This is a genomic window from Streptomyces sp. NPDC043952 (genome assembly GCF_056435325.1).
Genome location: NZ_JBWKES010000009.1, coordinates 81,523 through 100,229, shown reverse-complemented (window position 1 = coordinate 100,229; position 18,707 = coordinate 81,523). Strand labels below are relative to the sequence as shown.

The 18,707-nt window shown below is 71.8% G+C and carries 18 protein-coding genes and 7 tRNA genes; 11 read left to right on the top strand and 14 right to left on the bottom strand.

Going from position 1 to position 18,707, the window contains the following annotated elements; all coding sequences use genetic code 11:
• The first annotated feature begins 115 nt into the window (after window positions 1-115).
• Window positions 116-1,762, top strand: coding sequence for a hypothetical protein (locus tag AC069R_RS13325; RefSeq protein ID WP_478766951.1), 1,647 nt, complete (start codon window positions 116-118; stop codon window positions 1,760-1,762).
• A 67-nt stretch (window positions 1,763-1,829) separates the two neighbouring features.
• On the opposite strand, the gene AC069R_RS13320 is transcribed toward AC069R_RS13325, so the two are convergent.
• From AC069R_RS13320 to AC069R_RS13305, 4 genes are all read right to left on the bottom strand, one after another.
• Window positions 1,830-2,387, bottom strand: coding sequence for an HIT family protein (locus AC069R_RS13320; RefSeq protein WP_478766950.1), 558 nt, complete (start codon window positions 2,385-2,387; stop codon window positions 1,830-1,832).
• A 72-nt stretch (window positions 2,388-2,459) separates the two neighbouring features.
• Entirely contained in the window at window positions 2,460-4,436 is a 1,977-nt protein-coding gene (gene thrS, locus AC069R_RS13315; RefSeq protein WP_478766949.1) for a threonine--tRNA ligase, read from the bottom strand.
• Between the two features lie 113 nt (window positions 4,437-4,549).
• Window positions 4,550-5,761 carry a hypothetical protein gene (locus AC069R_RS13310; protein WP_478766948.1) on the bottom strand — a complete coding sequence of 404 codons (1,212 nt, stop codon included), beginning with the start codon at window positions 5,759-5,761 and terminating at the stop codon, window positions 4,550-4,552.
• Complete coding sequence (locus tag AC069R_RS13305) at window positions 5,758-6,324, bottom strand: DUF4365 domain-containing protein (RefSeq protein WP_478766947.1); 567 nt, start codon at window positions 6,322-6,324, stop codon at window positions 5,758-5,760. The genes AC069R_RS13310 and AC069R_RS13305 overlap by 4 nt, the downstream gene beginning before the upstream one ends.
• A 168-nt stretch (window positions 6,325-6,492) precedes the next feature.
• On the opposite strand from AC069R_RS13305, the gene AC069R_RS13300 reads away from it, so the two are divergent.
• The gene (locus AC069R_RS13300; protein ID WP_478766946.1) at window positions 6,493-7,218 is read left to right on the top strand and encodes an exonuclease domain-containing protein; all 726 of its coding nucleotides are present in this window, start codon (window positions 6,493-6,495) and stop codon (window positions 7,216-7,218) included.
• A gap of 205 nt (window positions 7,219-7,423) precedes the next feature.
• On the opposite strand, the gene AC069R_RS13295 is transcribed toward AC069R_RS13300, so the two are convergent.
• The 5 genes from AC069R_RS13295 to AC069R_RS13275 form a co-directional block, all read right to left on the bottom strand.
• On the bottom strand, window positions 7,424-9,232 hold the full coding sequence (locus AC069R_RS13295) for a DUF2207 domain-containing protein (protein ID WP_478766945.1): 1,809 nt from the start codon (window positions 9,230-9,232) through the stop codon (window positions 7,424-7,426).
• 57 nt (window positions 9,233-9,289) lie between these two features.
• Window positions 9,290-9,361, bottom strand: a tRNA-Val gene (locus AC069R_RS13290).
• Window positions 9,362-9,400: 39 nt separating this feature from the next.
• On the bottom strand, window positions 9,401-9,847 hold the full coding sequence (locus AC069R_RS13285) for an SRPBCC family protein (RefSeq protein ID WP_478766944.1): 447 nt from the start codon (window positions 9,845-9,847) through the stop codon (window positions 9,401-9,403).
• A gap of 271 nt (window positions 9,848-10,118) precedes the next feature.
• Window positions 10,119-10,190, bottom strand: a tRNA-Val gene (locus AC069R_RS13280).
• 84 nt (window positions 10,191-10,274) lie between these two features.
• Entirely contained in the window at window positions 10,275-10,670 is a 396-nt protein-coding gene (locus AC069R_RS13275) for a TIGR02611 family protein (RefSeq protein ID WP_478766943.1), read from the bottom strand.
• A 190-nt stretch (window positions 10,671-10,860) separates the two neighbouring features.
• Between AC069R_RS13275 and AC069R_RS13270 the strand changes: the two genes are divergently transcribed.
• Window positions 10,861-11,274 carry an SsgA family sporulation/cell division regulator gene (locus AC069R_RS13270; RefSeq protein WP_004002642.1) on the top strand — a complete coding sequence of 138 codons (414 nt, stop codon included), beginning with the start codon at window positions 10,861-10,863 and terminating at the stop codon, window positions 11,272-11,274.
• A 323-nt stretch (window positions 11,275-11,597) separates the two neighbouring features.
• Window positions 11,598-12,158 carry a CGNR zinc finger domain-containing protein gene (locus AC069R_RS13265; protein ID WP_478766942.1) on the top strand — a complete coding sequence of 187 codons (561 nt, stop codon included), beginning with the start codon at window positions 11,598-11,600 and terminating at the stop codon, window positions 12,156-12,158.
• 117 nt (window positions 12,159-12,275) lie between these two features.
• Here the strand turns inward: AC069R_RS13265 and AC069R_RS13260 are convergent, their stop codons facing one another.
• Both AC069R_RS13260 and AC069R_RS13255 read right to left on the bottom strand, forming a co-directional pair.
• A complete protein-coding gene (locus AC069R_RS13260) occupies window positions 12,276-12,437 on the bottom strand; it encodes a hypothetical protein (RefSeq protein ID WP_478766941.1) in 162 nt (53 codons plus the stop codon).
• Window positions 12,438-12,601: 164 nt separating this feature from the next.
• Entirely contained in the window at window positions 12,602-13,057 is a 456-nt protein-coding gene (locus AC069R_RS13255; protein ID WP_478766940.1) for a hypothetical protein, read from the bottom strand.
• A 315-nt stretch (window positions 13,058-13,372) separates the two neighbouring features.
• On the opposite strand from AC069R_RS13255, the gene AC069R_RS13250 reads away from it, so the two are divergent.
• Both AC069R_RS13250 and AC069R_RS13245 read left to right on the top strand, forming a co-directional pair.
• Window positions 13,373-13,897, top strand: a complete 525-nt coding sequence (locus tag AC069R_RS13250) for a DsbA family protein (RefSeq protein ID WP_478766939.1) — start codon at window positions 13,373-13,375, stop codon at window positions 13,895-13,897.
• Between the two features lie 534 nt (window positions 13,898-14,431).
• Window positions 14,432-14,974, top strand: coding sequence for a nucleotidyltransferase domain-containing protein (locus AC069R_RS13245; protein ID WP_478766938.1), 543 nt, complete (start codon window positions 14,432-14,434; stop codon window positions 14,972-14,974).
• A 264-nt stretch (window positions 14,975-15,238) separates the two neighbouring features.
• Here AC069R_RS13245 and AC069R_RS13240 read toward each other — a convergent pair whose 3' ends face one another.
• Genes AC069R_RS13240 through AC069R_RS13230 form a run of 3 tightly spaced genes read right to left on the bottom strand, consistent with a single transcriptional unit; the run spans window position 15,239 to window position 18,002 of the window.
• Window positions 15,239-16,066 carry a GNAT family N-acetyltransferase gene (locus AC069R_RS13240; protein ID WP_478766937.1) on the bottom strand — a complete coding sequence of 276 codons (828 nt, stop codon included), beginning with the start codon at window positions 16,064-16,066 and terminating at the stop codon, window positions 15,239-15,241.
• A gap of 59 nt (window positions 16,067-16,125) precedes the next feature.
• Window positions 16,126-16,950, bottom strand: a complete 825-nt coding sequence (locus tag AC069R_RS13235; RefSeq protein WP_478766936.1) for an aminotransferase class IV — start codon at window positions 16,948-16,950, stop codon at window positions 16,126-16,128.
• Window positions 16,947-18,002, bottom strand: coding sequence for a chorismate-binding protein (locus tag AC069R_RS13230; protein WP_478766935.1), 1,056 nt, complete (start codon window positions 18,000-18,002; stop codon window positions 16,947-16,949). The genes AC069R_RS13235 and AC069R_RS13230 overlap by 4 nt, the downstream gene beginning before the upstream one ends.
• 177 nt (window positions 18,003-18,179) lie before the next feature.
• On the opposite strand from AC069R_RS13230, the gene AC069R_RS13225 reads away from it, so the two are divergent.
• The 5 genes from AC069R_RS13225 (at window position 18,180) to AC069R_RS13205 (ending at window position 18,661) form a co-directional block, all read left to right on the top strand.
• Window positions 18,180-18,252: transfer RNA gene (locus tag AC069R_RS13225), tRNA-Gly, on the top strand.
• 38 nt (window positions 18,253-18,290) lie between these two features.
• A tRNA-Cys gene (locus tag AC069R_RS13220) sits at window positions 18,291-18,364 on the top strand.
• 1 nt (window position 18,365) lies between these two features.
• Window positions 18,366-18,437, top strand: a tRNA-Val gene (locus AC069R_RS13215).
• A 51-nt stretch (window positions 18,438-18,488) separates the two neighbouring features.
• Window positions 18,489-18,560, top strand: a tRNA-Val gene (locus tag AC069R_RS13210).
• Between the two features lie 29 nt (window positions 18,561-18,589).
• A tRNA-Val gene (locus AC069R_RS13205) sits at window positions 18,590-18,661 on the top strand.
• The last annotated feature ends 46 nt before the right edge of the window (window positions 18,662-18,707 follow it).

The following is an 18,707-nucleotide window of genomic DNA, read 5'->3' as shown; positions in this document are numbered from 1 at the left end:
CAGGGCACGTCCCGCGCCGGCCGTCCGGTTCCGGTACGACGACGGGCCCAGAAGGTGTGCGGGGCAGGGAAGCCGGGAAGGCCGCAGAGCGACACCGGCGGCGATGGGGGCGGGAATGTCGTTTGGAACGGAGTGGGACGGGCCCCAGGTGCCCGTCTCCGGCGACGGCCAGCAGGCGGCGACGGCCGCGCTGGCCTCCGCGGCCTACCGGGACGGCCCGGTCGACAAGATCAAGGACGCCGACAACGAATGGCACCAGTCCACCGTCAAGGGCGGCAGGATGCGGCTGTTCAGGCCCAATCTCGGTGAGGCGTTCTCCCGCGCCGTCGTGGACCGCATGCTCGGACCCGGCCGCAAGCCGCTCATCCAGTCCTTCGGTTCCGAACCCCAGTTCGTGGTCGAGCACTGCCTGGCGGCCAACAACATCCGCCGCGAGCGCGACAACCGGCTCACCCTCGTGACGGTCCTGTGCGGCCTGATCTTCCTGCCGGGCCTGATCGGCTGGCTGCTCGTCTTCCAGCTGCGCGCCTTCGTCGCCAGACGGGACGACAAACGGGCCGGCACCCTGGCCACCACCCTGCTCCTCGGCGTGGGCCTGCTGGCCGCGCTGTTCCTGTGGAAGATGCCGTTCGGCGGCTTCTGGGGATGGTACGCACGGGCGGCCGTGGTGCTGCCCGTCATCGGCTGGTACCTGGCCAAGCGGATCTGCGAGCGCACCGCCCAGGATCTGCGCGCCCGCTGGGACGGTCTGCTGTCGGGCAACAGCGTCGGCATCAAGGTGCCCGAGGCGGTGCCGCGCGGCCCGAACCAGAGCGCCGCCGACGCGCTGCGCGAGTCCCTGGCCCGGCTCAGCGCCGAACAGCAGTCCAACTCGGTCTTCTACGCGGGCCCCAAGGGCATACTCGGCATGGGCACCCGCTGGGGCTCCTGGCAGCTCGCCGAGGAACTGGTCTCCGCCGACCCCGGCCGCGAGATCCACCCGTTCCGCAGCTGGGACGTCATCCGCGCGATCCACGATCAGCTGGCCCTGCTGGAGCGCGGCCCGCTGAACACCGGGGGCTTCCCCAAGCCGTCCGTCAAGCACTGGATCGTCACCCCGATCCCCGAGGGCGCGGCGGCCGTCTCCCGCCCCGAGGGCACCGACGTGGAAGCCTTCCAGGTCAAGCCGCACGCCATACAGGAGATCTGCAACAAGCAGCAGTTCGGCAAGGGCGACCGGCACTACCTGGGCGTGCAGTGGACGCTGTGGGACGGCCAGCTGGTGATCACCATGATGATCACGGTCACCGTGCTGCACGAAACGCTGCGCATCGAGGTCACCGGCCATGCGCTCGGCCCGGTCAACGGACTGTTCTGGAGCAAGCCGGAGGCGCCGTCCAAGGAGGTCGCCAAGACCTTCAAGCCCTGGGAGACCCGCAAGATCAACCTGCCCCTGATGACCACCGACGAGGTCGTACGGCTCGCCGTGCGCGCCCCGCTGACCTGGTACCCGCCGCTGCTCAACTGGCTCGGCGGATCCCTGGGCCTGCCCGAGCCGTTCGGGCTGCGGCACGCCTGGGCGGACCAGCCGTGGAAGCACCGCTTCATGGCCGACGACGCGCTGCGCGCGGCCACCCCGGTGCTCAGGGTCGTGCACGCGGCCGCGATCAAGGTCCTCAGGGAACACGGCGTCGACACGGAGAAGTTCGGCAACCGCTCCTCGGTGCTCAGCGGACTGGTCCAGGACCCGTCCCCGCGCAAGGCGGACCTGTACGACGCGTAACGCGTCCGGAACTGGAAGAGGGCGCCCCCTGAGCAAGGGGGCGCCCTCTTGTACGCGGCGTCCCGGTCTAGACGGGCCAGGCGTCCGCCAGCATCTTGCGGGTGTCGGCGAGGAGCTGCGGGAGGACCTTGGTGTGGCTGATCACGGGCAGGAAATTGGTGTCTCCGCCCCAGCGGGGCACCACGTGCTGGTGCAGATGGGCGGCGATGCCGGCGCCCGCCACCGCGCCCTGGTTCATGCCGATGTTGAAGCCGTGCGCCCCGGAGGCGGTGCGCAGGGCGGTCATCGCCTGCTTGGTCAGCTCCGCCAGCTCGGCGGTCTCCGGACCGGTGAGGTCCGTGTAGTCGGCCACGTGGCGGTAGGGCACGACCATGAGGTGACCGCCGTTGTACGGGTACAGGTTGAGCACCGCGTACACCTGCTCGCCGCGCTTGACGATCAGGCCGTCCTCGTCGGGCTTGGCCGGAATCGAGCAGAAGGGACAGCCGTCTCCGGCCTCCGGGCCGCTCGGCTTGTTCTCGCCCTGGATGTAGGCCATCCGATGAGGCGTCCACAGGCGCTGGAACGCGTCCTGCGTCCCCACGCCGATCTGCTGCTCCGGCTCACTGGTCATGCCATGCAGCATATGGCGTAAGGCCTCCGGACAGGCCAGGGCCCCCGGAGACGGACGTCCGCCGGGGGCCCTTCTCGGCCAGGGTCAGACCTGGGCGCGCTCCGCCACGATCTTGGCGATCTTGGCGATGGCCTCGTCGACCGGGATGCCGTTCTCCTGGGAACCGTCGCGGTAGCGGAAGGACACCGAGCCGTTCGACATGTCCTCGTCGCCCGCGATGACCATGAAGGGCACCTTCTGCTTCTGCGCGTTGCGGATCTTCTTCTGCATGCGGTCCGAAGAGGAGTCCACCTCGACGCGCAGGCCCTGCTTGCGGGCCGCCGCGGCGAACTTCTCCAGGTACTCGACGTGGGCGTCACCGATCGGGATGCCCAGCGCCTGCACCGGCGCCAGCCACGCCGGGAAGGCGCCCGCGTAGTGCTCCAGGAGGACCGCGAAGAAGCGCTCGATGGAGCCGAACAGCGCGCGGTGGATCATGACCGGGCGCTGCTTGGAGCCGTCGGAGCCGGTGAACTCCAGGTTGAAGCGCTCGGGCAGGTTGAAGTCGAGCTGGATGGTCGACATCTGCCAGGTGCGGCCGATGGCGTCACGCGCCTGGACCGAGATCTTCGGGCCGTAGAACGCGGCGCCGCCCGGATCGGGAACCAGGGGCAGGCCCTGCTTCTCGGCGACCTGACGCAGGGTCTCCGTGGCCTCTTCCCACGCCTCGTCCGAGCCGACGAACTTCGTCTCGTCCTTGGTGGACAGCTCCAGGTAGAAGTCGGTCAGACCGTAGTCCCGCAGCAGGCCGAGGACGAAGGTGAGCGTCTTGTCCAGTTCCTCGGACATCTGCTCACGGGTGCAGTAGATGTGCGCGTCGTCCTGCGTGAAACCGCGGGCGCGGGTGAGGCCGTGCACGACGCCCGACTTCTCGTACCGGTACACGGTCCCGAACTCGAAGAGGCGCAGCGGCAGTTCGCGGTAGGAGCGGCCGCGCGCGTCGAAGATCAGGTTGTGCATCGGGCAGTTCATGGGCTTGAGGTAGTAGTCCACGCCCTCGTCGAGCTGCATGGGCGGGTACATGCCGTCGGCGTACCAGTCCAGGTGGCCCGAGGTCTCGAAGAGTTTCCCCTTCGTCGCGTGCGGGGTGTAGACGAACTCGTAGCCCTCCTCCTCGTGGCGGCGCCGCGAGTAGTCCTCCATGGTGCGGCGGATGATGCCGCCCTTGGGGTGGAAGACGGCGAGGCCGGAGCCGATCTGCTCGGGGATGGAGAAGAGGTCCAGCTCGGCGCCGAGCTTGCGGTGGTCGCGCTTCTCGGCCTCGGCGAGGAACTCCAGGTACGCCTTCAGCTCGTCCTTGGACGGCCAGGCGGTGCCGTAGATGCGCTGGAGCATGGGGTTCTTCTCGCTGCCGCGCCAGTAGGCGGCCGCGTTGCGCATCAGCTTGAACGCCGGGATGAGGCGGGTGGAGGGCAGATGGGGACCGCGGCAGAGGTCCTTCCAGCACAGCTCGCCGGTCTTGGCGTCCAGGTTGTCGTAGATCGTCAGCTCGCCGGAGCCGACCTCGACGTCCGCGCCGTCGTCGTGCGACGCGGAGCCCTTGAGGCCGATCAGCTCCAGCTTGTACGGCTCGTCGGCCAGCTCCTCGCGGGCGGCCTCGTCGGTGACGACGCGGCGGGCGAACTTCTGCCCCCGCTTCTGGATCTCCTGCATCTTCTTCTCGATGGCCTTGAGATCCTCGGGCGTGAACGGCTTCTCGACGTCGAAGTCGTAGTAGAAACCGTCCTTGACCGGCGGGCCGATGCCCAGCTTGGCCTCGGGGAACAGCTCCTGCACGGCCTGCGCCATGACGTGCGCGGTGGAGTGGCGCAGGATGTTCAGGCCGTCCTCGGAGGTGATCTCGACGGCCTCGACCTCGTCGCCGTCGGACAGTTCGTACGCGAGGTCCTTCAGCTCGCCGCCCACGCGCGCGGCGATGATCGAGCGCTCGCCCGCGAAGAGGTCGGCGGCCGTAGTGCCCGTCGTCACCACGCGTTCTTCCCGCTCGGAATCGCGTTGGATGATCACACGGACGTCTGACACCGGTCTCTCCTGACTGAAGGTGGGTGCGGCGCCATACCAGGAGCGCGCGCACAGGCGATCGTACCGACCCGAGGGCACCGACCGCGAAACGGTCACGGTCGGTCCCCGCGCCCTCACGCCTCCCCGCAGGCCTCCTCGAAGAAGTCCAGGTTCTCCTGGAGGGACTTCATCAGCCGGTCCCGCTCGGCGTCGTCCACCTGCACGGGTACGACCCCGGAGGCGCCGGTGAGCCTGCGGAAGCCGCCGCGCCGCTCCAGCCGGCCGTGCACCCGCACCGGGAGGCCGACGAGGTGGGCGTGGCCCGCGATGCGGTAGTCCTCCTCGTCCAGGGTGACGCGGACGTGCGGCACCTCGGCGCCGGCGAGGACGCGCAGCCGTACGGTGCCCTCGCCGCAGGGGCCCGAGCGGCGCAGGCGCACCACCGCGCCGGTGATCCGCACGGGCACGGAGGGCTCGGCGTGCAGATACCGGGCCGCGGCCTCGCGCAGCACGGGCAGGTCGCCGGGGGAGAACTCGACGGGTTCGGCGCCGGGGGCGCAGCCCTCGGGGACCCCGGCGGCGGGTGCCCAGGCGACGGCGACCCCGGCTCCCTCGGTGCCCCGTACCAGTGTCCCGATCGCCTCGGTGAGCTCGCGGCTGACGCCGGCCTCGACGGCGCCGTCGAAGGCGTCCATGCCGCCGGTGGCGCGCCGGTAGTCGATGGCCTCGCGGGCGGCGTACAGCGCCTGGTGGAGGCGGACGGCGAGGGGGCGGGCGACGGTCACGGGGGCGAAGGCGGTCAGCCGGCCGTCGTCCGCGGCGGGGCCGACGAGGACGTCGTCGAGGAGGGCGGTGGCGGCGCGGCGGTGGCGGGCGCCGTGGTAGCCGGCGCGGGCGTGGGTGGCGAGCGCGGCGGCGAGCAGCAACTGGCGTCCGGCGTCGCGTAGTTGTTCGTCGCGGCCCCAGGAGGCGGCGCCGGCCGGGCCGTTCGGGGCGTCGCGCCACCAGTGGATCTCGTCGCTGGGTACGGCGAGGCAGATCAGCATCTCGCGGGCGGCGGGGGTGTCGCTGCGGGCGAGGGCGTCGAGGGCTTCGGCGAGGAGGTCGTCGCTGTCGGGGAAGTCGCGGCTCTCCGGGACCAGGAGGCTGGTGGCGGTGCCGCCGGGTCCGGGCGGGGTCCAGCGGCCGTAGCGTCCGGTGGCGCCGCCGCGCCGCTGCCAGCCGTGCCGGCGCAGCAGGGCGGCGAGCACGGTGGGGTCGACGTCGGCGGGGCGGGGTGTGCGGTGCCAGGGGAGGGCGCCGGGGTCCGGTCGCTCCGCCGGCTCCTCGTGGGGACGGATCCTCATGGTCTGCCTCCCGTCCCGACGCGGGTCATGATCTCGCACAGCGCCCGGTCGTCGAAGATGCGTGTGGTCGGTATGCGCACGGTGGTCCGGTGCCGGCCGGTGAGGGGGTGGCCGGCCAGGTTGACCCAGTAGCAGCAGTGCCGCAGGTCGAGGCGGTCGTGGCCGGCGCGCAGCCAGTCGTCCTGGGTGCGCGGGACCAGCATCACGACGAGGATCTTGTGCACCGAGACGGGGGTGCGGGCGAGCTTGCGCAGATGGTCGTTGTCGAGAATGAAGGAGAAGGTGCGGCCCGGCGGGTGGGGCGGTATCTGGTACGTGGCCTTCAGCTGGACCTTGATGGTGACCTCGTCGTCGACGGTGTGGCCGGGCGCGCTGTGGCTGACGTGCCAGTCGATGCCGTTGTCCGGGAAGGGCTGGGACAGCGAGCAGCCGGCCGCGGCGGCGACCGCGTGCAGATAGCCGACCTGCAGTGTCTCCATGCAGGCGGTGGTGGCGAGCGAGCCGCGGACGGTGCCCGGGCGCTCGGGCAGCAGCCCGCTCCGCTCGGGCTGCACAGTGACCATGACGAACAGCCTTCCCAACCAAGGGTTTCCCCGCTGCGGGCTGCTGAACTGCAAAGACCCGTACTCCTGTTGTCTCCTCGCGGCGTACGGCGCAAACGGCGCGGGTATCACCAAACGGGCAGAAGACGGGACGTCATCTGCCGTGGGTGAACGAGGAGTTGGGTTGGGATGACGTACTGGTACGAAGGGCCGTTGGCCGCCTTCGACACGGAGACCACGGGTGTGGACGTCGAGACCGACCGGATCGTGTCGGCCGCGGTCGTGGTCCAGGACGCACCGGAGACCCTGCCCCGCGTCTCGCGCTGGCTGGTGAATCCGGGGGTGCCGGTGCCGGCGGAGGCGACGGCGGTGCACGGGCTGACGGAGGAGCACCTCCAGCGCAACGGGCGCTGGCCGGCGCCGGTGATGTTCGAGATAGCCGAGCAGCTGGCGGAGCACGCGGCGCGGGGGCGTCCGCTGGTGGTGATGAACGCGCCGTTCGATCTGACGCTGCTGGACCGGGAGTTGCGCCGGCACCGGGCGTCGTCGCTGGAGCGCTGGTTCCCTTCGGTGCCGCTGCGGGTGCTGGATCCGCGGGTGCTGGACAAGCAGCTGGACCGCTATCGCAAGGGGCGCCGCACGCTGACGGACCTGTGCGGGCACTACGGGGTGGAGCTGGCGGGGGCGCATGACGCGGCGGCGGACGCGCTGGCCGCGCTGGAGGTGGTCCGGGCGCTGGGCCGCCGCTTCGCCACCCGCCTCGAACGCCTCTCCCCCGCCGAGCTGCACGCCCTCCAGGCCGACTGGCACGCCGCCCAGGCCCGCGGCCTCCAGTCCTGGTTCGCCCGCAACGGCTCGGACGAGACGGTCAGCACGGAGTGGCCACTGCGACCGGAACTGCCGGCCGCGGCGTAGGAGACGGTTGGCTCGGCGTGGCGGACGTGGGTTGCGGCGTGGCGGACGAGGGTCGCGGCCTAGGTGACGGGGGTTGCGGCGTGGCGGACGGGGGTCGCGGAGGGGATGCCGGACGGCCGGTCAGGCCGCGCGCTCACCGCCTCGCCCGACGTTGTCGCGCCCGGCGCCGGCACGGGCTGACGCCCGGCGGCGCGGCGGTGCCGCTTCACCAGGAGCCGCCTCCGCCGCCGCCCGCTCCGCCGCCGACGCCCGAGGAGGAGCTGCCGCCGCCCGAACCGCCGCCGGAGCCACCGCTGGACGACGGGGCTCTGGAGGAGGCCCGCGCACGGTCGAGGAGGGCGAGGGCGAGCAGGGTGTCCAGGCGGACGGGGCGGTGGGAGGGCTGACGGGTGGGGACGGTGGCGGCTGCCATGGCCGCGCGCCAGTGGTCGGCGAGGCCGAAGGAGACGGCCCAGGCGGTGCAGTGCCGTATCCGGTCGTGGTCGAGGGGTTCGACGCCGGGGAAGGCGGCGGGGTCGGCGAGGTAGCGCCGGAACGTCTCGGCCCGTAGCCGCTGGGCGCTGCCCTCGGCGGTGCGCCGCTGGAGTTCCCAGGCGCGCCGGGCCAGTGCGAGGCCCGCGCCGAAGACGACCGCGCCGGTGACGAGGAGGGGGCCGCCCACCGTATGGCGGCCGCCGCCGAGGGCCGCGCCCACCACGGCGAGGGCGAAGCCGAGCGGGCACGCGGCGAGGCCGGCGTACCGGCCGATCCGGGCGCGGCGCACCGAGGCCGCCTCCCACAGGCCCGACTCGGCCTGCCACCGGGCCAGATGACCGGCGAGCGCCACCCAGCCCGCCCGGAACGCGGGGTCGTACGCCCCGAGGACGACCTCGCGGCGGCCGGCGAAGACACGCTGGAAGACGTCCCTGGTGACCGGGTCGTACGCGCCGGGACTGGCGCTGCGGCGGCGCAGTTTCGGCGCGTGCTGCTCGCCGGTGAGGTCGAGACGGCCGGCGGCGACGGCGTCGAGCAGCCACGCGGTCTGGTGCCGGGGCTCGATCCGCTCGGTGAGCAGGAGCCCGCCCTGGGCGGCGTTCAGCCCCGGTGGCGGTGTGGGGCCGGGTGTTCCGGGGTCGGTGTCCGGTGGGGCGGGGCGGTCGCGGCCGGCGAGGCGCAGCAGCCCGATCACGATCAGCGCGGTGGCGAAGGCGAGGCCCATGGCGTCGGCGGCGCTGCGCAGCGGATGCGCCAGCGTGGTGCCGACGGCCTTGCCTGCGGGCGGCGCGGGCAGGCGGGCCGCGGCCTTTGGGGCGCCGTGTCCGCGTCCGGCGTAGAGGGTGACCCCTTCCTTGCCCTTGAGCCGGTCCAGCCTGACGGTGAGTTCGCCGGGTCCGGAGTGCTCCACCGGGCAGGGCCGCTCGGAGCCGTCGGTGCCGTGCACACAGCGCGGGACGGCGAGCGGGTACGGGGTGGCGACATGGATCTCGACGCGGGAGCGGTCGACCCGCCAGCCGGTGCCGACCGCGTCCCAGCCCAGCCGGCCGTTCTTCACCACGTTCTGGAGCGTGTACTGGACGCGGTAGCGGTGTACCCCGGTGACGGCCCGGTCCGGGTCGCCGATCTCGATGCGGGTGGCGTCGTCCCGTTCGCCGTCCGGTTCCAGGTATGCGTCGCCCGCCGTCAGGTCCCAGGGGACGCGGTGGCCGTCCATGGTGGCGGTGACGCGGGCCTGTTCCTCGTCGTCGGGCAGGTCCGGCAGGTCGCGGTAGATGCCGTGCCGGTCCTGATCCGGGTAGCCGAAGTCGTAGTCGATGACCTCGGTGATCCGTGCGCTGCCGTCGGCGGCGATCCGCGCCCCGACCCACATCGTGGTCACGCGTTCGGTGTTGAAGGTGATCTGGGCCAGCAGCACGCAGAAGCCCGGCACCAGTACGAGGAAGAAGATCGCGATCAGACTGCGGGCGCGCGTCCCGCGCACCCGTGCGCCGGGTCTCGGTCCGTCCCCGCCGCGCGGCCCGCCCTGTTCCTTGCCCATGACGCCCCCCTGGCATCAAAAGAGCCGGCCCGCTGGTGCGGACCGGCTCTTTCCCGGTGGGCGATACTGGGTTCGAACCAGTGACCTCTTCGGTGTGAACGAAGCGCTCTCCCACTGAGCTAATCGCCCGGGAACGCACTGAACAATACAGGTCCCGACGCCGATCCTTCAAACCGCTCCCAGGTGGCGCAGCAGTCCGCGCCGGCCGGCCCGCATCATCAGGCGGTGGTTGGCGCGGAAGACCGGGCGACAGGGCACGGCGAGGTGCCGGAGCAGGGGCTTGCGGACGTCGACTTCCTGCTCGTAGACGGCGAGCGTCCCGGTGCCCTCGGCGGTGACCGACCAGCGGGCCCAGCCCTCGATGTCACCGCTCATGGCGATCTCCAGGACCCCGGCGGCCGGATTGCGGCGCCGCTCGTGCGCGGTGAAGGTCATGGCGTACGGCAGGGCCGAGCGGATGGTGAGGACGCCGGTGGTGTCGTCGAGCCGGGTCACCGAGCGCACCTGGGGCCACCAGTGGGGGTAGTCCTCGGGCCGTTCCAGCACGGCGTAGACGGCGGCCGGCGCGGCGGGCAGGTGCCACGGGCTGTGGAAGCGGTAGTGGTTCCAGTCCATGCGCCGAGTCTGCCCGCGGCCGGGCGGCCGTCCGCGCCGCGGGCTGATTCGGGCTCAGTTTCCGCACTCCCGCGGGGCGTTGGCGCCGGGCGGAATTTCCCGCTCCCGGCGCGGCGGCCGGGAAAGCCCGCGGCTTTCCGGAAAACGCGGGGTACTTTCGGCCGGTTGCGCGGAAGTGGAACTTGTCCAACCGCCGGGTGACGGTTCGTCACGGCTCATGAATACGACGACGGCCCGTCCGCTCTTTCGCGGATGGGCCGTCGGTCCGGGGTGGGCGATACTGGGTTCGAACCAGTGACCTCTTCGGTGTGAACGAAGCGCTCTCCCACTGAGCTAATCGCCCGGGCGCAGGAAGAACATTACCCCATGTCAGCCGGTGCCTTCGACCAGCACCGGGCCGGCGGGCGGGCGGCACGGCGCGAGCGGCTCACCGGCCGTTGATCTTCCAGGGCGGTACGAGGCCGAACCGGCAGAGATAGATCGTGCCCAGCACCACGATGATCACGGCTCCGGTCACGGTCAGCGCGATGTTGCGGCGGCGCACCTCGGGTTCGAGGGCACGCTGTGCCGCCTCGGTGACCTTGCGTTTGGTCCAGCGGAGCACGACCTGGGCCCAGACGAACTCGGTCGCCCAGATCGCCATGCCGGCGAAGATCACCACCCAGCCGGGTCCGGGCAGCGGGAGCATGGCGACACCGGCGACCACGACCGCGAGGCCGATCACGAAGACGCCGGCCTGCCAGCCGCGGTGCAGCAGCCTGCGCGCCTTGATGAATTCCGGCGCGCGGGACCCGAGCCCGGCTTCGTCACTCCCCGTATTCATACCGACAACGCTACCCGAGTGATTCACCTCACCGGAATGGTCGTAGATCCGGTACGAGTTCTCGGCCGTAAGAGTGTCGTAAACACACGCAAAACCCTCAGAGGGGTTTACAACGGCACCGTAGGTGGCATGTCGATTTCGCCGACGTGCGAATCCCCGAGCGCACACTGAGCGAAAGGCCCTGGCGCTTATGAACACCACGGTCAGCTGCGAGCTGCACCTGCGCCTCGTTGTGTCGAGCGAGTCCTCCCTGCCTGTCCCCGCAGGCCTGCGGTACGACACGGCCGACCCCTACGCCGTGCACGCCACCTTCCACACCGGAGCCGAGGAGACCGTCGAGTGGGTGTTCGCCCGCGACCTCCTCGCCGAGGGGCTGCACCGGCCCACCGGAACCGGAGACGTCCGCGTCTGGCCGTCCCGCAGCCATGGTCAGGGCGTTGTCTGCATCGCCCTCAGCTCCCCTGAGGGGGAGGCCCTGCTCGAGGCGCCCGCGCGGGCCCTGGAGTCCTTCCTGAAGCGAACCGACGCCGCCGTGCCGCCTGGTACGGAGCACCGGCACTTCGATCTGGATCAAGAGCTCTCGCACATCCTGGCGGAAAGCTAGCCCGCCGCCCTTCCAAGCAGCCCGGCGCCGTCCACTCGGGGAGACGGCTCGGGCCAGGCCAACCGCATACGGCACGGGCCGGCGCCGTCACCGTGAGCGCTCACGGAACGGCGTCGGTCCGTCCCTGCGTGCGCGCCCGTGCCGCTCCGGCGGGCCCGGAGCGGGCGTACAGCGGGCGTACGGCGGCTTCCGGGAACCCCTGGGCCCCTCGCGGCGTTCCACGGGCAGCCGGGGCCGGACAGGGCCCGTGCGGCGGGCGTTGTCGCTACCATCGGCCAGCATCGGCGGGCGCCTGCCCGACCCCCAGGCCAGGGAGCGATTACGTGCTGATCACCCATGACACCCGGTGCGCCCTCGACACCGTGGTGGATCTGGTGAACACCGCGCCGGAGGACGAGACGGCGCCGGACGGGCTGCCCGATGTCCCCGCCCTCGCGGAGTTCGTACGGAACCACGAGATCAGCGATGTCGGTGTGGTCTCGTCGGCCGACCTCTCGGCCGTGCGGGCGGTGCGGGCGCGGTTCGCGGCGATCTTCGCGGCCCCGGACGCCAGGAGCGCGGCCGGGCTGATCAACGAGTTGGTCGCGGCGGCGGGCACCACCCCGCGGCTGACCGACCACGACGGCTACGACTGGCACGTCCACTACTTCGCCCCCGGCGCGTCCGTGGCCGACCACCTCGCCGCCGACTGCGGCATGGCCCTGGCCTTCTTCGTCGTGGCCGGCGAGGAGGAGCGGCTGCGCCGCTGCGAGGCCCCGGACTGCCGCCGCGCCTTCGTGGACCTGTCCCGCAACCGCTCCCGCCGCTACTGCGACAGCCGCACCTGCGGCAACCGCCTGCATGTGGCCGCGTACCGGGCGCGCCGCAAGGAAGCGACCGGCTGAGCCGTCCACCCGAGCGGGTGAGATCCGGTCGGATCGATGCCCGCCGTCCGGGTCGGGGGCGGCGGTTCTCGGGCGACGTCCGTCCCGGCGGGTGGCGCCGGGACGGACGTGTACGGCTCACAGCAACAGCAGATCGTGCAGCGCAGCCATGAGGATCAGACACCCGATCACCGCAAGGAAGATCATCAGCGGTGGCTGGGAGAGGGCGAAGAGGCACCCGCGCGGCTCGTCCGGCTCGTCCTTCGGCGGCGCGGCCTCGCTCTGTGTCGTATCCAGCATCTCGCGGCCGATGATGGCGCACGCGGCAGCCGGTAAGCGATCAGGACTCACGATCTTGCGGGAGTTCGCCGAATCCCGTGATCTTGCGTCCGGCTCGCTTCGGCTGGTGAACGATTCAGGACATCCTCGGACTCACTGTGACGCTCCGGCGAGTCATGTGACTGTCATATGCCGTGCTTCTTGAGGATGGCCTCGATGTCGCTGAAGTCGTCCCCGGACGCCGGGTTCGCGGCCTGTCCCTGTGGCTGTCCCTGCCTCCGCGACGTGCCCTGGCCCTGGCGCAGGGCCGGTGTGGAGGACGCGGGTGCCGTGGTGCCCGCGCGTATCGACCCGGCTTCGGCCGCCGCCGCGCCGTGCGCTGCCGCCCTGCGGCGCTCGACCGCGCGGGTGCCGGCGAACAGCAGCCAGGCCGCGGCCAGCAGGCCGAAGCCCGCCCAGGCGGTGGGGCTGAAGGCGGTGTGCGCGAGCCAGCCCACGACGCCGGTCAGCACCAGGCCGACGGGCACCAGGGCGTAGGCCGCGATGCGGGCCGCCGACAGGAAACGTCTGCGGTAGGCCGTGACCACCGCGATACCCAGGCCCGCCGCGGACACGGCGGAGCAGACGGTCTCGGCAATCATCCGGTCCTCCAGGCGGGCTCGGTCGGGTGGCAGGTCGGTGCGCGGCGAGAGCGGGCACCGCGGCATGGCCGACGTGCGGCGCTTCGTCCCTTCCATCCTGCACCGCCCGGCCCGTGCGGGGCCACGGTCCGGGGCACAGATCAGGGTGATCTCCGGGTCGGCTCCTCCTTCGGTGCCGGTGCCGGCGGCGGCGGTGCCGGTGCCAGCGGCGGTGCCGGTGCCGGTGGTGGGCCGCTGTCTCCGAGGACCGCTGCGGGGCCGGGCGCGCCGAGGTCCGGATTGGGGTGGGCGTGGGCGGCCTGGAAGACTGGGGGTATGAGCGACTCCTCCCCCGTGCGCGCCGACGCCGTCGTCCTCGACGTCTGGTGCGAACTCCAGTGCCCCGACTGCCGTACCGCCCTCGACGACGTGCGCGCCCTGCGGGTCCGTTACGGCGACCGGCTGGACGTGCGGCTGCGGCACTTCCCGCTGGAGCGGCACAAGCATGCCTTCGCCGCCGCGCAGGCCGCCGAGGAGGCGCTGGCGCAGGGGGCCGGCTGGCCGTACGTGGAGGCCGTCCTGGAGCGGGTTGAGAGGCTGGACCGCGAGGGAGAGTCCTTCCTGGTCGAGGTGGCCCGTGAACTCGGCCTGGACGCCGAGGAGTTCGACACCGCGCTGATCGACGGACGGCACATCCTGATCGTCGACGCCGACCAGGCCGAGGGCAAGGCGATCGGCGTGACCGGCACCCCGACGTACGTCATCGGCGGCGAGCGGCTGGACGGCGGCAAGAGCCAGGAGGGCCTGCGCGAGCGGATCGAGGAGATCGCGGACCGGCTGCTGGGTGAGCAGGGCACCTGAGAACACCGCCGAACCGCAAGCCGGCGGAGCGGTGAGTCCGTGGGAGCGGTAAGTCCGGGGAGCGGTGAGTCCGCTGGGCCGGGAGGTCGCGGGGTGGTGAGTCCGGGGAGCGGTGAGTCCGCCGGGCCGCGAGGTCGCCGAGCCACGAGCCACGAGCCGCGAGGCCAAGCAGCCGCCCCGTGACCGGGGCCGGGGCCGGGGCCTGGCACCGGATCGGCCGCCGTACACCGGACACCGGCATCGGGCAACCCGCTGCATCGGGCACCGGATACCGGGCTGCACCGGACACTGGGGCCTGGGCTTTGGGCGCCAGGGACCGGGCGTACCTCATCAGACCCCGGCCACCCAGCCGCATGGCACACGGCATCTGGCATCAGGCCTCGGCACCCCGTCGCGCGGCCGGGTCTCAGTCACCACCCGCCCAGCACCCGGCACCGGAGACCAGAACTAGTGCCGCATCAGGCAACGTTCGCCAGTTCTTGCAGTCGGAAATCGGGCTGCTTCGGTTGGGATCGCCGCATAGCCTGCTCGACTGTGGACGAAGAGCGCAGTGCTCGGCAACTTCAGCTGATCGGTGAAACGGTGGAGATCGCGGAGGCCCTCGGCGTGGAGGTGTGGCTCCGCGGGGGTTGGGCCATGGACTTCTTCATCGGCGAGGTCACGCGTGACCATGTGGACATCGACTGGTTCGCCTGGGCGGAGGATGCCTCTGCTCTGACCGCCGGACTGCTGCGTTCCGGCTATGAGCCTCTGTCCGGGCCGCCTGCCGAGCAGCAGCTCGATTTCTGCAAGCAAGGCGTGGAGAGCAGCTTCGCTTTCTTGAGTAAGGACCGGTTCGGGCGCGTTGTGGTCGCCGGCGGCCCCTGGGCCGGGGAGATATGGCCGGAGGGCATGCTCGATGCTCCTGTTGGCCGTATCGAGGCACTGCGGTGCCGGATCATCAGTCCCCGCGCCCAGATCGAGATCAAGCAGATGATGCCGGTCTGGGTTCCAGGCCGGCCCCGCCGCAGGAAGGACACCGAGGACATCGCCCGGCTGGAGGCGGCCCTGCGAGAGCAGGGCACCCGCCCGGCATGAGCACTTGAAGACACGTGCGGCCGCTAGCGTCCGGGCATGGCAGAACCGGTGGGCTTACGTGGGATCGATGACAACGAGGGCGGCGGCTGCTGAGGGTCATTCGCCGCGTCTCCGGCGCGGTGGCGCCCTGGCGGCGCGCGCGGATGGTGCTGCTGCCGGCCCAGGGCATGCCCGTGGTGAAGATTGCCGAGGTGACGGTCACCACCCACACGGCGCCTAACACCGTTCCCCGGCCACCACGCCGCCCCGCCCCCGGCCCCCCGTCTACACCAGCGGCTTCGACAAGGAGTACGTCACTGTTTCGTAGCCGAGTGACGCGTACAGCCGCTCCGCCGGGGTGTTGCCCGTGAATACGTTGAGGGCGAGGAGGGGGCGGGCGGCGGTCAGGGAATGGTGTTCCGCGAGGAGCATCAGGGCCCGGCCGTACCCCCGGCCGCGCTCGGCCGACTCGGTCTCGACGTCGTACACGTACGCCGTGTTCTCCCGCAGGGCCAGCCACAGGGTGCCGACCCGGATTCCCGCGCGCTCCAGGACGCTGAAGACCATGTCCCCGGTCGCGAGCCCCTGCGGCAGCAGCCGGGCATGGTCGGCGCGGGCCTTGGCGCGGGCGGTCTCCTCGGCGAGGCCCCGCTCGGCCCAGGTGCGGGCGTAGCGCTCCTGCTCGCGGGCCTGCCACGCCGCGAACTCCGACTCCGTCATGGGGCGTTCGCGAAGGTCCGGCGGCAGCGCGGGCGGGGCCGCGGCGAGGTGTTTCTCCATGCCCCGGTTGCGCAGCGTGTAGCCGAGGGCGTCGAACAGCCGCAGCGCGGCGTCCGCCGAGGCCGCCGGTACGACCGTCTCGATCTGCCGGCAGCCCCAGCCGCGCGCCACCTCCTCCGCGGCGAGCGCGGCGATCGTCCCCCGGCCGCGGCGGCGGTCGGCCTCGGCGATCCGCAGTTCGTCGATGCGGGCCACCGTGTCGCCGAGGGTCGGCGAGGTGCCGATGCGGATCTCACCGGCGGGACGGCTGTTCACGCACACCTGGTAGCGGCGCGAGCGCGTGCCGTCGGGGTGCTCCTGAAGCGGCTCGGCCGGCCGCAGGGTCGTGGTCATCACGACTGTTCTACCCGCTCCGCGGCACCGCGATCGCCGTGATCACCGCACTGCGGGCGTCACCGCGGGTCGAGGTCCCCGGCCGCCCGCTCCTCGAAGATCCGCATCGCCTTGGCGGTCACCGGCCCCGGCGCGGCGGCGAGTTCGCGGTCGTCCACCCGGTGCACCGCCTGGATGTCGCGCAGGGTGGAGGTCAGGAAGATCTCGTCGGCGCGGTCCAGCACGTCGAGCGGGAGGTCGGTCTCCTGGGCGCCCGTCCATTCGGCGGCCAGGGCGCGGGTGATGCCGGGAAGGCAGCCGGAGGCGACCGGCGGGGTGTGGATCTCGCCGTTCAGGACGACGAAGACGTTCGAGCCGGTGCCCTCGCACAGGTGGCCGGAGGTGTTGGCGAACAGGGCCTCGGAGGCGCCGTGTTCGTGGGCGCGGGCGAGGGCGACGACGTTCTCGGCGTAGGAGGTGGTCTTCAGGCCGGTCAGCGCGCCGCGCTCGTTGCGGGTCCAGGGCACGGTGATCACGGCCGTGCTGTCGGGGCGGCGAGTGGTCTCGCCGAGGGCGACCACGAGGGTCGGGCCGTGCGCGCCGCGGTCGGAGCCGAGGGGGCCGTGGCCGCCGGTGTAGGTGATCCGCAGCCGGCCGAGCGGCATCGGGTTGGCCGCGAGCACGGCGGCGCACGCCTCACGGATCTCGTCGTGGTCGGGGTCGGGCAGCCCGAGGCCCCGCGCCGAGCGGGTCAGCCGGTCGAGGTGCCGGGTGAGCGCGAACGTGCGCCCGTCGGTCGCCTTCACCGTCTCGAAGACGCCGTCGCCGACGGTCAGCCCGTGGTCGAACACGGAGACGCGGGCGGCATCCGCGTCCCGGAGCCCGCCGTCCAGCCAGATCTTCATGCGCATGCCTCTCCACTCGCCTGGTACGACCCCGACGCTACCGCGAGCAGCCGGGACGCCTTCAGTTCGGTCTCCCGCCATTCCCCCTCCGGGTCCGACCCCCAGGTGATGCCGGCGCCGGAACCGAAGCGCAGGACGCCCTCGGTGCGGTCGATCCAGAAGGTACGGATACCCACGGCCAGCTCGGCGGTGCCCCGGTCGGCGTCCACCCAGCCGATGCCCCCGCAGTAGGGGCCGCGCGGTACCGGTTCCAGGGCCTCGATGATCCGCAGGGCGCTGGACTTGGGCGCGCCGGTGACGGAGCCGGGCGGGAAGGCGGCGCCGAGCAGCTCGGGCCAGCCGGCCCCGGTGCGCAGCTCGCCGCGGACGGTGGAGACGAGGTGGACCAGACCGGGGTGTTTCTCCACCACGCACAGGTCGGGGACGGTGACGGTGCCGGTGGCGCAGACACGCCCGATGTCGTTGCGGACCAGGTCCACGATCATCACGTTCTCGGCGTAGTCCTTCTCCAGCAGGTCCGCCTCGGTGCGGCCGGTGCCCTTGATGGGCCCGGACTCCACGGTGCGCCCGGCGCGGCGCAGGAACAGCTCCGGGGAGGCGGTGGCGATCTCCACGCCGTGCGCGGGCAGGCGAATCGTTCCTGCGTACGGCGCCGGGTTGCCGCGGGCCAGCAGGGCGGTCAGGGCGTCCACGTCGGCGTCGGGGGCGATCGGCGCGCTGAGCACCCGGCAGAGGTTGGCCTGGTAGACCTCGCCGGCCGCTATGTGGGCGCGGATGCGGCGGACGGCCGCGGTGTAGGCGGCGCGGTCCAGGGAGCTGGTCCAGTCCCCCACCGCGGGTCCGTGCCAGCCGCCGGGCGCCGGGGCGGGCACCGGGGCGTGCCGTACGTCCGCGAAGCGTGCGCAGGTCAGCCGGCCCTCGAAGTCCGCGCAGACGGCCCAGAAGCCGGTGGAATCCAGGGCGGCGGGATCGCTGGTGACGTCGAGGAGGCCGGTGGCGAGACGGTCGCCGAAACGGGCCAGCGGGGGAAGGCCGGGAGCATGGTGGAGCACGTGCCCGAGTCTAGGCGGGTGTCGCGGAGGTGCCTCCGGGATGTCCCGGAGGGGCCCCTGACCACCGGGTCCGCCGGACGCACCGCAGCACGCTGCGCAAACGCGTTTTTGTACTGGCCCGGGAATCCGCTAGAGTTCAACACGTCGCCGGGACGCGGAAGCGGACCGAAACGACAAGCGGACGTAGCTCAGTTGGTAGAGCGCAACCTTGCCAAGGTTGAGGTCGCGAGTTCGAGCCTCGTCGTCCGCTCGAAGGAAGAAGGGGTCGTCCCGATCCCCTACACTCCTGGTGGAGTGGCCGAGAGGCGAGGCAACGGCCTGCAAAGCCGTCTACACGGGTTCAAATCCCGTCTCCACCTCCAAGGACGATTAGCTCAGCGGGAGAGCGCTTCCCTGACACGGAAGAGGTCACTGGTTCAATCCCAGTATCGTCCACTGGATCCCCGGTCCGTCCGGAGGTCCGCGGGTCTTTCGAAGATCCATCCCGCGCGATTAGCTCAGCGGGAGAGCGCTTCCCTGACACGGAAGAGGTCACTGGTTCAATCCCAGTATCGCGCACTGGCTGTGATCCCCGGATCACCGTCCGCGGACGATTAGCTCAGCGGGAGAGCGCTTCCCTGACACGGAAGAGGTCACTGGTTCAATCCCAGTATCGTCCACACACCGAGAAGCCCCCGGCCGTTTCCACGGCCGGGGGCTTCTGCG